This is a genomic window from Streptomyces sp. AA4 (genome assembly GCF_000158875.1).
Classification (GTDB): Bacteria; Actinomycetota; Actinomycetes; order Mycobacteriales; family Pseudonocardiaceae; genus Amycolatopsis.
On the sequence record NZ_GG657746.1, the window covers coordinates 1,612,722 to 1,627,976 of the forward strand.

Below are 15,255 nucleotides of genomic sequence, written 5' to 3' on the forward strand. Positions count from 1 at the left end.
GGTGCGCAGGACGCACCGAACGCCGCATTGGGTGCGTGGCACGCAACCAATGCCACATTGGGTGCGTCGGATGCACCCAATGTGGCATTGGGGAGGTCCGGGCCGAGCGCCGGGGTCAGTTGAGTTCCAGCTCCGGCGAGTACATGTCGAACCAGTGGTGCAAGTCCAGCGCCCGGTCCATGCCGACCCGCTGCGCCTGGCTGATCGCCGCCGGATCGGTGTCCGCCGACTGCTGCAGCCGTTCCCGGCTGATCACCTGGAACACCGGATTGTCCTTCTGCGCCAAGGCTTCCTTGATCTGCTCCTGCAGCGCGACGGCGTACCCCGGGTCCTGAGTGGACGGATACGGGCTCTTCACCCGGTCCCGCACCGAGGCGGGCAGCACGTGCTTCGTCGCGTGCCGCAGCAGGCTCTTTTCCCGGCCGTCGTAGGTCTTCAGCGACCAAGGCGTGTTGTAGACGTACTCGACGAGCCGGTGGTCGCAGAACGGCACGCGCACTTCCAGGCCCACCGCCATCGACATCCGGTCCTTGCGGTCGAGCAGCTGCCGCACGAACCGGGTCAGGTGGAGGTTGCAGATGACCCGCATCCGCGAATCCCGCTCGGATTCGCCGTCCAGCAAGTCCACTTGGGACACCGCGGTGCGGTACTGGTCGTCGATGTACGACTCCAGGTCGAGCTTCGCGGCGAGGCCGGGTTCGAGCAGCGATTCCCGGTCGTCCATCAGGCTGTTGCGGAACGCCAGCCACGGGAAGGTGTCCGCCTTGACCGCGGCCTCGTCGTGGAACCAGCGGTAGCCGCCGAAGACCTCGTCGGCCGATTCGCCGGACAGCGCCACCGTCGATTCCGCCCGGATCGCCTTGAACAGCAAGTACAACGACGTGTCCATGTCGCCGAGCCCGGTCGGGATGTCGCGGGCGCGCAGCACCGCGCGGCGGACCTCGGGGTCGCTCAGGTCGGCCGGGTTCAGCATCACGTCCTGGTGCGCGGAACCGACGAGCTTGGCGACGTCGCGGATGTAGGGCGAGTCCGGGGTGTCGCGCATTTCGTCGGGCTTGAAGTTCTCTTCCTGCCCGAAGAAGTCGACCGAGAAGGTGCGCAGCTGCTCGCCTTCCTCGGCCAGCCGCGCGGCGGCGAGACCGGTGACCGCGCTCGAGTCGAGGCCGCCGGAGAGCAGCACGCAGCGCGGGACGTCGGCGACCAGTTGCCGGTGGACGATGTCGGTCATCAGCTCGCGCACGCGCTCGACCGTCGTCTCCTGGTCGTCGGTGTGCTGCTTCGCGTCGAGCTTCCAGTAGGTGCGGGTGTTGATCCCCTCGCGGGTCACGGTCACGACGGTGGCCGGGTCGACCTCGTACATGCCCTTCCACAGCGACCAGCCCGGACGCTTCGTGAAGCCCATCAGCTCGCGCAGGCCGTCGCTGTCTACTGCCTTGCGCGCCAACGGGTTCGCCAGGATCGCCTTCGGCTCGGAGCCGAACAGGACGCCGTCGCGGGTGGGGTAGTAGTAGAACGGCTTGATGCCCATCCGGTCGCGGATCATCACGAGCTTCTGGTCGCGCTCGTCCCAGATCGCGAACGCGTACATGCCGTTGAGGTGGTCCACGACCTCAGTGCCCCACTGCAGGTAGCCGTGCAGCACGACCTCGGTGTCGCTGTCGGTCTCCCAGCGGTGCCCCAGTTTGGTGAGTTCTTCACGAAGTTCGGAGAAGTTGTACGCCTCGCCGCTGTAGACCATCGCGACTTCGCCGTTCGGGGTCTTCACGCTCATCGGCTGGCGTCCGCCCGGCAGGTCGATGATGGCGAGCCGTCGGTGGCCCAGCGCGACCGAGCGGCGGACCCAGGTTCCGCGGTCGTCGGGTCCTCGGCAGGCCATGGTCTCGGTCATCGCGTCCGCGATCTCCTGCTGCTGCGTGAGATCGGTGTCGTAGGAAACCCAGCCCGCGATTCCGCACATACGAGCCCTCCCTGAACCTAGTTAGTTAGTTGATACAACTATTGGTTACTCAGGTGTAACACGGGCCCCGGATCTTGTCTGCCCGAATTGCACTCTCTGTCCTTGATCCACTACCAGCTGTGCCGCAAGTCACCCACCAACTACGGACAGTTATCCGGCTCGCTGACCCGGATGGCGCTTGACGCGGTGGCCCGGGTCACCGGCCGTCAAGATCGCGTAAACGCCCCCAGGTCGCGGCGTCAAGGAGGCGTCAGACGCGGGTGCTCACCCTCCGCGACGGCCGCAGAGTGGCTCTCGACCGACGGTCGCCCATGGCGGGTGACCCTTCCTGAGAGGTGCCTGGTGGCGGATTTGCTGTACGCCCTATTGCTCATCGGCGTTTTCGCGGTGCTCGCCGGTGTCCTGCGCGGGCTGGAGAAGCTGTGAGCGGCGCGGGCACCGTGGCCAATGTCGTCGGCGGACTGCTGGCGCTCGGCCTTCTCGGCTACCTGTTCGTCGCGCTCGTGAGGCCGGAGAAATTCTGAGATGAGTGACGTCGCGGCCGGCTTCCTGCAAGCCGGCGTGCTCCTGGTCGCCCTCGCGGTGGTCTACAAACCCCTCGGCGACTACCTCGCCCGCGTCTTCTCCGCCGAGAAGCACCTGCGGGTCGAGAAGGCCCTGTACAAGATCGTCCGGGTCGACCCGGACACCGAACAGCACTGGAAGACCTACGCCTCGGGCGTGCTCGGCTTCTCGTTCGTCTCGGTGATCCTGCTGTACCTGTTGCAGCGCCTGCAGTCGATCCTGCCGTGGAACTTCGATCGCGGGCCGGTTTCGCCCGCCGTCGCGTTCAACACCGCGGTTTCCTTCGTGACCAACACGAACTGGCAGTCCTACACGCCCGAGACGACCATGGGCCACTTCGTCCAGATGGCCGGCCTCACCGTGCAGAACTTCCTGTCCGCGGGCATCGGGCTCGCCGTGGCGATCGCCGTGACGCGCGGGTTCATCCGCTCGCGCACCGACCGGCTGGGCAACTTCTGGGTCGACCTGACCCGCGGCACGATCCGCGTGCTGCTGCCGATGGCGTTCGTGTTCGCGCTCGTCCTCGTGGCGCTCGGCGTGGTGCAGAGCCTGCGTTCCGGCGTCGCGGTGACGAACCCGGACGGCAGCACCAGCCGGATCGCGCTCGCCCCGGCGGCCAGCCAGGAAGTGATCAAGGAACTCGGCACGAACGGCGGCGGCATCTTCAACGCCAACTCCGCGCATCCGTTCGAGAACCCGAATGTCTGGACCAACGTCGTCGAGATGTTCCTGATCCTGGTGATCCCGGTCTGCCTCACCCGCGCCTTCGGGCAGCTGGTCGGCAACCGCAAGCAGGGTTACGTGCTGCTGTCGGTGATGGCCGGGCTGTGGGCCGCGATGCTCGCGGTGATCTGGACGTCCGAGGCGCGCACGAACAGCCCGGCGGCGCTGGCCGCGGGAGCGAATCTCGAAGGCAAGGAACAGCGGTTCGGGATCGGCGGCACGTCGTTGTTCGCCGACACCACCACCGGCACGTCGACCGGCGCGGTCAACGGCGCGCACGACAGCCTGTCCGGCCTCGGCGGCGGGGGCACGATGCTGAACATGCTCTTCGGCGAGATTTCGCCGGGCGGCGTCGGCACCGGGCTGTACGGGATCCTCGTCATGGCGGTGATCGCGATGTTCCTCGCCGGGCTGATGGTCGGCCGGACGCCGGAGTACCTGGGCAAGAAGCTCGGCAAGCGCGAGGTCACCTGCGCGGCGATCTCGATGCTGGCGATGCCGGTCGTGGTGCTGCTCGGGTCCGGCATCGCCTTGATGATCCCGAGCACGCGAGACGCGCTCGGCAACTCAGGTTCGCACGGGCTGTCGGAGATCCTCTACGGCTACGCGTCCACCGGCAACAACAACGGCAGCGCCTTCGGCGGCCTCACCGCGACGAACGACTGGTTCCAGGCGTCGTTCTCGGTGGCCATGCTGATCGGCCGGTTCGTGCCCATCGTCGCGGTGCTCTGCCTGGCCGGTTCGCTCGCCGCGCAGAAAAAAGTTCCCGAGACCTCGGGCACGCTGCCCACCACCGGGCCGCTGTTCGGGACGTTGCTGACCGGCACCGTCGTCCTCGTCGCGGCCCTCACGTTCATCCCGGCGCTCGCGCTGGGGCCCATCGCGGAGGCGCTGGCATGACCATCACCCAGGAGCGGACTCCGGAAGAGGAGACGCAGCACCACGTAGAGAACACCGGACGCGTCGGAGCCGGGGTTTTCAGCCCGAAGCAGCTGTGGTCGTCCATGCCGGACGCGCTGCGCAAGCTGGACCCGAAGCACCAGCTCAAAAACCCGGTGATGTTCGTGGTGTGGGCCGGTTCGGTCCTGACCACCGTCTTCGCGATCACCGACCCGAGCGTGTTCTCCATCCTCATCGCGGTGTGGCTGTGGTTCACTGTCGTGTTCGCGAACCTGGCCGAAGCCGTCGCCGAGGGGCGGGGCAAGGCGCAGGCGGAATCATTGCGGCGGACCAAAAAGGAGACGGTCGCGCGGCGGCTCACCGAAGACGGCTCCGAGGAGCAGGTGCCCGGCGTGGACCTGCGCGTCGGCGACCGCGTGGTGGTCGAAGCCGGACAGGTGATCCCGGGCGACGGCGACGTGGTCGAAGGCATCGCCACGGTCGACGAATCGGCCATCACCGGCGAATCGGCCCCGGTGATCCGCGAGTCCGGCGGCGACCGGTCTGCGGTCACCGGCGGCACCACGGTGCTGAGCGACCGGATCGTCGTGCGGATCAGCACGAAGCCCGGCGAGTCCTTTGTGGACCGGATGATCGCGTTGGTGGAAGGCGCTTCCCGGCAGAAGACGCCGAACGAGATCGCGCTGACCATCCTGCTGTCGACGCTGACCATCATCTTCCTGCTCGCCGTCGTGGCGCTGCAGCCGATGGCCGCTTACTCCGGCAGCGAGCAGTCGGTGATCGTGCTGACCGCGCTGCTGGTCTGCCTGATCCCGACGACGATCGGCGCGCTGCTGAGCGCGATCGGCATCGCCGGAATGGACCGGCTGGTGCAGCGCAACGTCCTCGCCACCTCCGGCCGCGCGGTCGAAGCCGCCGGCGACGTGTCGACCCTGTTGCTGGACAAGACCGGCACGATCACCTTCGGCAACCGGCGCGCGACCGAGCTGATCCCGGTCGGCAAGTCCACTGTGGACGACCTGGCGCGCGCGGCCCGGCTGTCCAGCCTCGCCGACGGCACCCCGGAGGGGCGCAGCATCGTCGAGCTGGTTGCCGAGCAACACGGGCTGCCCGGCGCGGCGGACGAGAGCGAGAAGCTGGCCGAGTTCGTGCCGTTCACCGCGCAAACGCGGATGAGCGGTGTCGACCTCGATGGCCGCGAAGTGCGTAAGGGTGCGACTTCGGCGGTGCGCCAGTGGGTGCGCGACCGCGGCGGCGACGTCCCGGACGAGACCGAACGCGTCGTGGACGAGATCAGCCAGCAGGGCGGAACGCCGCTGGTGGTCGCGGAAGCGGCGGGCGGGACGGCGTTCGTGCGCGGGGTGATCCGGCTGTCGGACGTGGTGAAGCCGGGCATGAAGGAGCGCTTCGAGGAACTGCGCTCGATGGGCATCAAGACGGTGATGATCACCGGCGACAACCCGCTCACCGCGAAGGCCATCGCGCAGGACGCGGGCGTCGACGACTATCTCGCCGAGGCCAAGCCCGAGGACAAGATGGCGCTCATCAAGAAGGAGCAGGAGGGCGGCCGGCTCGTCGCGATGACCGGCGACGGCACGAACGACGCGCCCGCGCTCGCGCAGTCCGACGTCGGCGTGGCGATGAACACCGGGACCATGGCGGCGAAAGAGGCCGGCAACATGGTCGACCTCGACTCGAACCCGACGAAGCTGATCGAGATCGTCGCCATCGGCAAACAGCTGCTGATCACCCGCGGCGCGCTCACCACGTTCAGCGTGGCGAACGACCTGGCGAAGTACTTCGCCATCCTGCCCGCGATGTTCACCGGCATCTTCGCCCAGCTCGGCGCGCTCAACATCATGCACCTGGCGACGCCGAAGTCGGCGATCCTCTCCGCGGTCGTCTTCAACGCGCTGATCATCGTCGCGCTGATCCCGCTCGCCCTGCGCGGCGTCCGGTACCGGCCGTCGTCGGCGTCCGCGCTGCTGCGCCGCAACCTGCTCGTCTACGGCCTCGGCGGGATCGTCAGCCCGTTCCTCGGGATCTGGGTGATCGACCTGATCGTGCGCCACATTCCAGGGATTGGCTGACATGAACGTCCTGCTCAAGCAGACCTGGGCGGGCCTGCGCCTGCTCATCGCGATGACCGTGCTGCTCGGCATCCTCTACCCGCTGGGCGTGTGGGCGGTGTCCCGCATTCCCGGACTCCAGGGGAACGCCGAGGGCTCGGTGGTGACGCAGAAGGGCGAGGGTGTCGGCTCGTCGCTGATCGGGATCGACCCGGTGCCCGCCGACGCCACGCGCGACCCGTGGTTCCACAACCGGCCCTCCGCCGGCTCGAAGGACGTGCTCGGGCCGGGCGACCCGTCGACGTCGGGGCCGTCCAACAAGGGCCCGTACAACGAGGATCTGACCAAGGCCATCGCGCAGCGGCGGGCCCTGATCGCGCGGCGCGAGGGCGTCACCCCGGCGGAGGTGCCCGCGGACGCGGTGACCGCTTCGGGCTCGGGGCTCGACCCGGCGATCAGCGTCGCCTACGCCGACCTGCAGGTGCTTCGCGTGGCCCGCAACACCGGGCTGAGCGAGGAGAAGGTGCGGCAGCTGGTCGCGGACAACACCACCGGCAACGGGATCGGGGTGCCGGGCGTGAACGTGCTCCTGCTCAACCTTGCCGTGCATTCGGCCGCTCCTGGAGCACACTGAACACTGTGAGCACCTCTGACACACCCCCGAAGCCGCGCCGAGGAGAACTGCGGATCTATCTCGGCGCGGCTCCGGGGGTCGGCAAGACCTTCGCCATGCTCGGCGAAGCGCGCCGCCGCCTCGACCGCGGCACCGACGTGGTCGTCGGCCTGGTCGAGACGCACGGCCGCAAGAAAACCGCCGATCTGCTCGACGGGCTGGAGGTCGTGCCGCGGCGCACCATCAGCCATCGCGGGCACGAGTTCGCCGAAATGGACCTCGACGCGGTGCTCGCCCGCGCGCCCGAGGTCGTCGTCGTGGACGAGCTGGCGCACACGAACGTGCCCGGCGGACGGCACGAGAAACGCTGGCAGGACATCGACGAGCTGCTCGAAGCGGGCATCGACGTGCTGTCCACGGTCAATGTCCAGCACCTGCAGAGCCTCAACGACGTGGTCGAGCGGATCACCGGCGTCACCCAGCAGGAGACCGTGCCAGACGAGGTCGTGCGCCGGGCGGAGCAGCTGGAGCTCGTGGACATCACGCCGGAGGCGCTGCGGCGGCGGCTCGCGCACGGCAACGTCTACCCGGCCGAGCGCATCGACGCCGCGCTGGGCAACTACTTCCGGCCCGGGAACCTCACGGCGTTGCGCGAGCTGGCGCTGCTGTGGGTAGCCGACCAGGTCGATGTCGCGCTGCAGCGTTACCGCGCCGAGCAGAAGATCACCGACACGTGGGAAACCCGCGAACGAGTGGTCGTGTCGATCACCGGCGGTCCGGAAAGCGAGACGCTGATCCGGCGCGCCAGCCGGATCGCCAACCGGGCGGGCGCGGAACTGCAGGTCGTGCACATCCTGCGCGGCGACGGTCTCGCCGGGCTCGGGCCGACCGCGATGGCCCGCTGCCGCACTCTGGCCGAGGAGGTCGGCGCGACCTTCCACGCGGTGGTCGGCGACGACGTGCCGACCGCGTTGCTCGACTTCGCGCGCGGGGTCAACGCGACGCAACTGGTGGTCGGCACCTCGCGGCGTTCCCGGATCGCGCGGCTTTTCGACCAGGGGATCGGCGCGACCGTGGTGCAGCAGTCCGGGCCGATCGACGTGCACATGGTCACGCACTCCTACGCCGGCGGACGGCTGCGGGCGCGGCTGGGCACGAGCCCGCTGGCGCCGTCGCGGCTCGTGATGGGCTGGGTGCTGAGCATCCTGCTGCCGGTCGTCGCGACCGGTCTCGGCGTGCTGCTGCGCGACGCGGTCGAGTTCTCCACCGACGTGATCCTCTTCGTGCTGTCGACGGTCATCGTCGCTTTGGTGGGCGGGCTCGGCCCGGCTCTGGTGGCGTCGATTTTCGGTGCTGGGCTGTTGAATTTCTTCTTCACGCCACCGCTGTACACGCTGGATGTGCACAGTCCGCAGAACGTCGTGACGCTGATCGCGATGATCGTGGTGGCGGTGATGGTGGCGCTGGTGGTCGCTTCCGCCGCTCGGCGCGGTGTGGCGGCGGCGCGGGCTCGGACGGAAGCGTCGCTGCTGGCGTCTTATGCGCGCACGGTGCTGACCAATCCGAACCCGATCGAGCGGTTGCTGGAGAAGGTGCGAGAGAACTTCGGCCTCACTTCCGTGACGCTGCTGGAGAAACGCAATGGGAAATGGGACAAGGTCGCGCTGTCCGGTGGCGAGCCGTGCGCGGATCCGGATGAGGCCGATGTGGACATTGCGGTGACCGCTGACGTGCACCTGACGTTGCGCGGTCGTGCGTTGCCCGCGGCAGACCGTCGGGTGCTGGAAGCCGTTGCGGGACAAGCGTTGCTCGCCTTGCGGCAACAGCGGATGGCCGCGGCCGCGGCGGCTGCCGAGCGCAAGGCCGAGGCGACCGAGCTGCGCACGACACTGCTTTCCGCGGTCGGCCACGATCTGCGGACGCCGCTCACGTCCATCAAGGCGGCGATCGGCAGCCTGCGCGCGCCGGACCTGTCGCTGTCCGATGAGGACACCGAGGAACTGATGGAAGCCGTGGAGCTTTCCGCGGACCGGCTCGCCGGGCTGATCGACAACCTCCTCGACTCGTCCCGGCTGGCGACCGGTGCGGTCACCCCGCATCTGCGGCCGGTCGGCTACGACGAGGTGGTCGCGCACGCGCTGTCCACTGTGGACAACTCGCAGCACGTGCAGGTGTCGGTCGACGCGCGGTTGCCTTCGGTGCAGGCGGATCCCGGCCTGTTGGAACGGGTGATCGCGAACGTGCTGGACAACGCTCTCCGGCACGGCGGCGGCGACGTCTCGGCACGGGCGAGCGCGCATTCGGAGTTCGTGGAACTGCGGATCGTCGACCACGGCAAGGGCTTGCGGAAGGGCGCCGCGGAGTCCGCGTTCGCGCCGTTCCAGCGGCTGGGCGGGGACCGGGACTCGACGCCGGGCGTCGGGCTCGGCTTGTCGGTCGCGAAGGGGTTCACCGAGGCGATGGGCGGTACGGTTCGCGCGGAGGACACTCCCGGCGGAGGGTTGACCGTGGTGATCTCGCTCCCGGCCTGTACCGGACGGGAACTGGTGGAAGCAGAATCGGCGGAGGAGGGCGCGGCGCGATGACTGCCGACCAAACGGCGACGGTGCTGGTCGTCGACGACGAACCGCAGATCGTGCGGGCGCTGCGGATCAACCTCAACGCGCGCGGGTACAAGGTGATCACCGCCCACGACGGCACCGCCGCGCTGAAAGCGGTCGCCGAAACGAAACCGGACGTGGTGGTGCTCGACCTCGGCCTGCCCGACCTGGACGGCACCGAGGTGATCGCGGGACTGCGCGGCTGGACGACGGTGCCGATCATCGTGCTGTCCGCGCGCGGCGATTCGGCGGACAAGGTCCAAGCACTCGACGCGGGTGCGGACGATTACGTCACCAAACCGTTCGGCATGGACGAGCTGCTGGCCCGCTTGCGCGCCGCGGTCCGCCGTTCGTCGGTGGCGGGCACGGACGGCGCGGAAGCTGTGGTGGACACCGGTTCGTTCACGATCGACCTGGCGGCGAAGAAGGTGCTGCGCGAGGGCCGCGAGGTGCACCTGACGAAGACCGAATGGGGAGTGCTGGAACTGCTGGTCCGCAACCGGGGCCGGCTGGTGGCGCAGAAGCAGCTGCTGCACGAGGTGTGGGGGCCGTCGTACGAGACGGAATCCCATTATCTGCGCGTGTATTTGGCGCAGCTGCGGCGGAAGCTGGAGCCGGAACCGTCGCGGCCGCGGCATCTGCTTACCGAACCCGGCATGGGGTACCGCTTCGAAGCCTGACCTGGCCGCAAAGCCGTGAAGGGCTCCTTGAAGGAATCAGATTCCCTCAAGGAGCCCTTCACGGACTTCAGTGGCTGGTGGGACTCGTCGGGTTGCTGTCCGAAGTGGACGCGCTCGGCGACGAGGACGACGACGGCTGGCCGCCGGTCGAGCTGCTGCCCGGCGGGGGTTTCGGCGCCGAGCTGTCCGAAGCCGGAGGAGTCGCGCTCGAGCTGCCCGGCGAAGTGGTCGTCGTGTCCGGGGGCGTCGGGGTGACCGTCTTCGGGGGCGGCGTGTCGCTGCGCGGCGTGCTCGGCGAACTGCCCGGATTCCCGCCGGGGGGCGGTGCGGGCTGTCCGCCGCCGGGCTGCCCTCCCGGTTGCCCGCCGGGCTGACCGGCGTTCGGCGGAGGCGTGATCACGCTCGTCGTCGGCTTCCCGTCCGGTCCGACGGCCACCACGGTCGTCGGGGTCGGCGGGACGGTCTGGCCGGGGGTCGGCGAGCCGGGGACGGTCATCGGACCGCCGGGGACGGCGTTGCCCGGGACGACGACCTGCGAGCCGACCGGCTGGCCGCCGATTCCGCCGCCGCTGGTGCTGGTCGCGGTGTCGGTGACCGAGCCGGGGCCGGCCAGTTCGGCGACCGCGGCGAAGGCCGTCGCGACCACGAGGCCGCTGACGCCCAGGATCGCGTAGCCGGAGCGGCTGAGCCTCCCGCTCGCGCCCTTCGGCGGAGCGGTGGGGGCGGCGCTCACCGCGATCTCCGGCGACGCCGAGCTTGGTTCAGGCCCGTCGGGACGGGACATGCAGGCTCCTTAGAAGGGTCAACGCTCGAGTCGAGGGGCGGCACGGGGGAGCGGGGCTCCGGCCCCGGATGCCAGGCGGGAGGTTATCACTGCTCAGGACCCGATCGCGCGACCGAGGGACGGGGGCCGTCACCGTCCGCAGCCGGGCGCGTGCGGCAGGATGGGACCGGTGAACGAGCAGGAAAAGCCCGTCCGGCTGGCCGCCTGGGTGCACGGGCAGGTGCAGGGAGTCGGTTTTCGCTGGTGGACCCGGAGCCGCGCGCTCGAACTCGGGCTGACCGGATTCGCCAGGAACCTCCCGGACGGCCGTGTCGAAGTGGTCGCGGAGGGTGACCGGGACAACTGTGCGCTACTGCTGGCCGCGCTGCGCTCCGGAACCTCACCCGGAAGAGTGGAACGGGTAGTTGAACGCTGGACCGCCGCCAAGGGCGGGCTGGACGGGTTCGCCGAACGCTGAGGCCGCTGGGACGGATGCGGCTGACGGGGTGCCTGGGGTTGCCGGGGCGGCCGATCCTGTGCTAGGCGCGCCCGGGCGGCCCGGCCTCCCACGGCGCGCCGGAACCCCCGGGTAGCCTGTCCCGAACCGGGGGAACCGGTAGCCATCCAGTACCCGTGGCCAAGAGGGGTCGGCAGCACGTGCACCTGAAAAGCCTGACGCTCAAGGGCTTCAAGTCCTTCGCCTCGGCGACCACGCTGCGCTTCGAACCCGGCATCACCTGCGTGGTCGGCCCGAACGGCTCCGGGAAGTCGAACGTCCTCGACGCGCTGCGCTGGGTCATGGGCACCCAGGGCGCGAAGGACCTGCGCGGCGGCAAGATGGAGGACGTCATCTTCGCCGGCACCGCGGGCCGCGCCCCGCTCGGCCGCGCCGAGGTCACGCTCACCATCGACAACGCCGACGGCGCGCTGCCGATCGAGTACGCCGAGGTCTCCATCACCCGCCGGATGTTCCGCGACGGCGCGAGCGAATACGAGATCAACGGCGACCGCTGCCGGCTGATGGACGTCCAGGAACTGCTGTCGGACTCCGGCATCGGCCGCGAGATGCACGTCATCGTCGGGCAGGGCCAGCTGTCGGCGATCCTCGAGTCGAAACCCGAGGAGCGGCGCGCGTTCATCGAGGAGGCCGCGGGCGTCCTCAAGCACCGCAAGCGCAAAGAGCAGACCCTGCGCAAGCTCAACAACATGCAGGGCAACCTCGACCGGCTCACCGACCTCACCACCGAGCTGCGCCGTCAGCTCAAACCGCTGGGCAAACAGGCCGAGATCGCCCGCAAGGCCCAGTCGGTGCAGTCCGACCTGCGCGACGCCCGGCTCCGGCTGCTCGCCGACGACCTGGTCACCCAGCGCGAGTCCATCGCCCGCGACGAGGCCGACGAGCGCACCGCCCGCCAGCGCCGCGCCGAGGTCGAGCAGGCGCTGGAAATCGTGGCCGCCGAAGAGGCCGAACTGGAGGCTTCGCTCGCCGAGGACGCGCCGCGGCTGCAGACCGCGCAGGAGACTTGGTACAAGCTGTCCGCGCTCACCGAACGGCTGCGCGGCACCGTGCGGCTGGCGGTCGAACGGCAGCGGCACCTTTCTTCCGACGTCTCCGCGCCGACCGGCGGACGTGACCCGGAGGAGCTGCTCGCCGAGGCCGAGCAGGCCGCGGAGCGCGAGCAGGAGCTGACCGAGGCGGTCATGGAGGCCCGCGAACTTCTCGCGGAAACCGTGCTGCGCCGGGAAGATCTCGAACAGCGGGTGCAGGCCGCGGAGCGCGCGCACTGGGCCGCGGTCCGGGCGATCGCCGACCGCCGCGAGGGCATGGCGAAGCTGACCGGCCAGGTCGAAGCGTTGCGCAGCAAGAACGGTGCGACCGCGGAAGAAGTCGACCGGCTCACCGTCGGCCTGCAGGAAGCGGCCGAGCGCGCGGAAATCGCGGTCGAGGAGCTGGAAGAAGCGAAAGCCGCCGGCGGCACGGAAGAATCCGACGACGCCGACCTGCAGCAGCGCCACGACCGCGCGGTGGAGGCGAACAACGCCGCCAAGGCCCGCGTCGAAGAGCTGGTGAAGGCCGAACGCGGGGCCGAGCGGGAGATCGCGTCGGAGAAGGCTCGCGTCGAAGCGCTGTCGATGGGGCTCAAGCGCAAGGACGGCGCGGGCGCGCTGCTCGGTGCGTCCGCGGAATTGCCGGGCCTGCTCGGCTCGGTCGCCGCGCTGCTCACCGTGCAGCCGGGGCACGAGGTCGCGCTGGCCGCCGCGCTCGGGCCGGTGGCGGACGCGGTCGCGGTGTCCGGCGGCGAGAACGCGCTGTCGGCCCTGAAGTACTTGAAGGACACCGATTCCGGCCGTGCCGGGATCGTGCCGGTCGGTGCCGGGTCCACTGTGGACACCAGCTCGTGGCCGACGCTGCCGGAGGGCGCGCGCTGGGCCCGCGAGGTCGTCAGCGCGCCGGAGCAGCTGCGGCCCGCGGTCGAGAAGGCGCTGGACCGGCTCGCGCTGGTGCCGGACCTGGACGCCGCGCGTCAGCTCGTGGCGCAGCACCCGGAGGTCCGTGCGGTCACCGCCGAGGGCGATGTCTTCGGGGCCGACTGGATCGCCGGCGGTTCCGCCGCCCGCGAGAGCGTGATCGAGGTCCAGGCGGCGGTCGACGAGGCGCAGGAACGCTTGCGCACGGCCGAACGCGCGCTGGAGCGGTACTCCGCCGAGCTGGAAGGCGCCCGCGCCGAACAGCAGTCCCGGCGCGAAGAGGTCAGCCAGGCGAAGGACGCGCTCGGCGAAGCCAAGGTGCGCAAGGCCCGTTCTTCCGAGCGGCTCAACCGGTTGCAGCAGGCGGCCCGGTCCGCGCAGGCCGAGGTCGAACGGCTGACTCAGCAGCGCGCGAAGGTCGAGCAGAGCCGCGAGCAGGCGCTGGAACAGTTGGCGGAGCTGGAAGAACGGCTCGCCGCGGTCGCCGAGCAGCCGGTCGAGGACGACCCGGACACCGCCGAGCGCGACGAGGCCGCCGAGCAGCTTGCCGTGGTACGGCAGGAAGAAGTCGAAGCGCGGCTCGCGCAGCGCACCGCCGAGGAACGCGCGCGCAGCATCGCCGGACGCGCGGAATCGTTGCGCCGCGCGGCTTATGCCGAGCAGCAGGCGCGCGAGCGTGCGGCCAAGGCCCGGGAGGCGCGCGAGCGCGGCGCGGAAATCGCGAACGCGGTCGTCAACGCCGGTGAGTTCGCGCTGGAGCGGATCGAGGTGTCCGTGCAGCGCGCGGCCGCCGAGCGCGACGAAGCCCAGGCGCAGCGCCAAAGCCGGGAAACCGCGCTGACCGCGGTGCGCGCGAAGGTGCGCGAGCTGTCCGGCGAACTGGAGAAGCTGACCGACGCCGTGCACCGCGACGAGGTGCTGCGCGCCGAGCAGAAGCTGCGGCTGGAAACGCTGGAGGCCAAGATCGCCGAGGACTTCGGCATCGGCCTGGCGGACCTGGTCGAGGAGTACGGCCCGAACGTGCCGGTGCCGCCGAGCGCGGGCGAGATGGCCGAGTACGAGGCGGCCAAGGAACGCGGCGAGGACGTCACCCCGCCGCCGCCGATGCCGTACGACCGCGACACCCAGGCCCGCCGCGCCAAGCGCGCGGAGAAGGACCTGACCCTGCTCGGCAAGGTGAACCCGCTGGCGCTGGAGGAGTTCGCGGCGCTGGAGGAGCGGTACAAGTTCCTCTCCACCCAGCTGGAAGACCTCAAGGACACGCGCAAGGACCTCGAGGCCGTCATCAAGCAGGTCGACGAGAAGATCCTGGAGGTCTTCACCTCGGCCTACGCGGACGTGGCGCGCGAGTTCGAGACCGTCTTCGGCGTGCTGTTCCCCGGCGGCGAGGGCCGGATGGTCCTCACCGAGCCGAACGACCTGCTCGCCACCGGCGTGGACGTCGAGGCGCGCCCGCCGGGCAAGAAGGTCAAGCGGCTGTCGCTGCTGTCCGGCGGCGAGAAGTCGCTGGTGGCGGTCGGCATGCTGGTGGCGATCTTCCGCGCCCGCCCCTCGCCCTTCTACGTGATGGACGAGGTCGAGGCGGCGCTGGACGACACCAACATGCGCCGGCTGATCGGCCTGCTGGAGCAGCTGCGCGATTCGTCGCAGCTGATCATCATCACGCACCAGAAGCCGACGATGGAGATCGCCGACGCGCTGTACGGCGTGAGCATGCAGGGCGACGGCATCACCAAGGTGATCTCGCAGCGGCTGCGCACCGCGGAAGAGGAACCCGTCCCGGCGTCCTAGGCGGGTTGCGCCCGTTCCGGCGATCGTGCCCGAACGGGCAGGCCTGCCCGGACTGTCGTTCGATCGGCCAACTGCCGTGGCGCCGACGCGTCTTCAGGGGTGTTCGCAAGCACCACCTCCTGGAGG

Annotated in this window: 11 protein-coding genes; 10 read left to right on the forward strand and 1 reads right to left on the reverse strand. The window is 69.8% G+C overall.

Features of this window, described 5'->3' with window-relative positions:
• Nucleotides 1-115: 115 nt before the first annotated feature.
• Nucleotides 116-1,957, reverse strand: coding sequence for an asparagine synthase (glutamine-hydrolyzing) (asnB, locus tag SSMG_RS07560; RefSeq protein WP_009074340.1), 1,842 nt, complete (start codon nt 1,955-1,957; stop codon nt 116-118).
• 422 nt (nt 1,958-2,379) lie between these two features.
• Between asnB and kdpF the strand changes: the two genes are divergently transcribed.
• The 10 genes from kdpF (at nt 2,380) to smc (ending at nt 15,129) form a co-directional block, all read left to right on the forward strand.
• Entirely contained in the window at nt 2,380-2,481 is a 102-nt protein-coding gene (gene kdpF / locus SSMG_RS07565; protein WP_037712906.1) for a K(+)-transporting ATPase subunit F, read from the forward strand.
• A 1-nt stretch (nt 2,482) separates the two neighbouring features.
• Nucleotides 2,483-4,144: a potassium-transporting ATPase subunit KdpA gene (gene kdpA / locus SSMG_RS07570; protein WP_009074343.1), complete on the forward strand. Its 1,662-nt coding sequence runs from the start codon at nt 2,483-2,485 to the stop codon at nt 4,142-4,144.
• A complete protein-coding gene (gene kdpB, locus SSMG_RS07575) occupies nt 4,141-6,234 on the forward strand; it encodes a potassium-transporting ATPase subunit KdpB (RefSeq protein WP_009074345.1) in 2,094 nt (697 codons plus the stop codon). The genes kdpA and kdpB overlap by 4 nt, the downstream gene beginning before the upstream one ends.
• A 1-nt stretch (nt 6,235) precedes the next feature.
• A complete protein-coding gene (locus SSMG_RS07580) occupies nt 6,236-6,847 on the forward strand; it encodes a potassium-transporting ATPase subunit C (protein WP_009074348.1) in 612 nt (203 codons plus the stop codon).
• Nucleotides 6,848-6,852: 5 nt separating this feature from the next.
• Nucleotides 6,853-9,411 (forward strand): sensor histidine kinase KdpD, encoded by a 2,559-nt coding sequence (locus SSMG_RS07585; RefSeq protein ID WP_078560726.1) that lies wholly within the window; start codon nt 6,853-6,855, stop codon nt 9,409-9,411.
• Nucleotides 9,408-10,106: a response regulator gene (locus SSMG_RS07590; protein ID WP_009074352.1), complete on the forward strand. Its 699-nt coding sequence runs from the start codon at nt 9,408-9,410 to the stop codon at nt 10,104-10,106. Before SSMG_RS07585 ends, SSMG_RS07590 begins: the two co-directional genes overlap by 4 nt.
• 77 nt (nt 10,107-10,183) lie before the next feature.
• A complete protein-coding gene (locus tag SSMG_RS46025; protein ID WP_009074354.1) occupies nt 10,184-10,480 on the forward strand; it encodes a hypothetical protein in 297 nt (98 codons plus the stop codon).
• Between the two features lie 18 nt (nt 10,481-10,498).
• Entirely contained in the window at nt 10,499-10,780 is a 282-nt protein-coding gene (locus SSMG_RS46030) for a hypothetical protein (protein WP_199785833.1), read from the forward strand.
• Nucleotides 10,781-11,059: 279 nt separating this feature from the next.
• Nucleotides 11,060-11,347 (forward strand): acylphosphatase, encoded by a 288-nt coding sequence (locus tag SSMG_RS07600; RefSeq protein WP_037712908.1) that lies wholly within the window; start codon nt 11,060-11,062, stop codon nt 11,345-11,347.
• A 179-nt stretch (nt 11,348-11,526) separates the two neighbouring features.
• Nucleotides 11,527-15,129, forward strand: coding sequence for a chromosome segregation protein SMC (gene smc / locus SSMG_RS07605; RefSeq protein ID WP_037716752.1), 3,603 nt, complete (start codon nt 11,527-11,529; stop codon nt 15,127-15,129).
• Nucleotides 15,130-15,255 lie beyond the last annotated feature (126 nt).

Coding starts and splice junctions, on each gene's coding strand:
- asnB (WP_009074340.1), bottom strand. CDS start 1,957: ATGTGCGGAATCGCGGGCTGGGTTTCCTACGACACCGATCTCACGCAG.
- SSMG_RS07580 (WP_009074348.1), top strand. CDS start 6,236: ATGAACGTCCTGCTCAAGCAGACCTGGGCGGGCCTGCGCCTGCTCATC.
- kdpB (WP_009074345.1), top strand. CDS start 4,141: ATGACCATCACCCAGGAGCGGACTCCGGAAGAGGAGACGCAGCACCAC.
- SSMG_RS07590 (WP_009074352.1), top strand. CDS start 9,408: ATGACTGCCGACCAAACGGCGACGGTGCTGGTCGTCGACGACGAACCG.
- kdpA (WP_009074343.1), top strand. CDS start 2,483: ATGAGTGACGTCGCGGCCGGCTTCCTGCAAGCCGGCGTGCTCCTGGTC.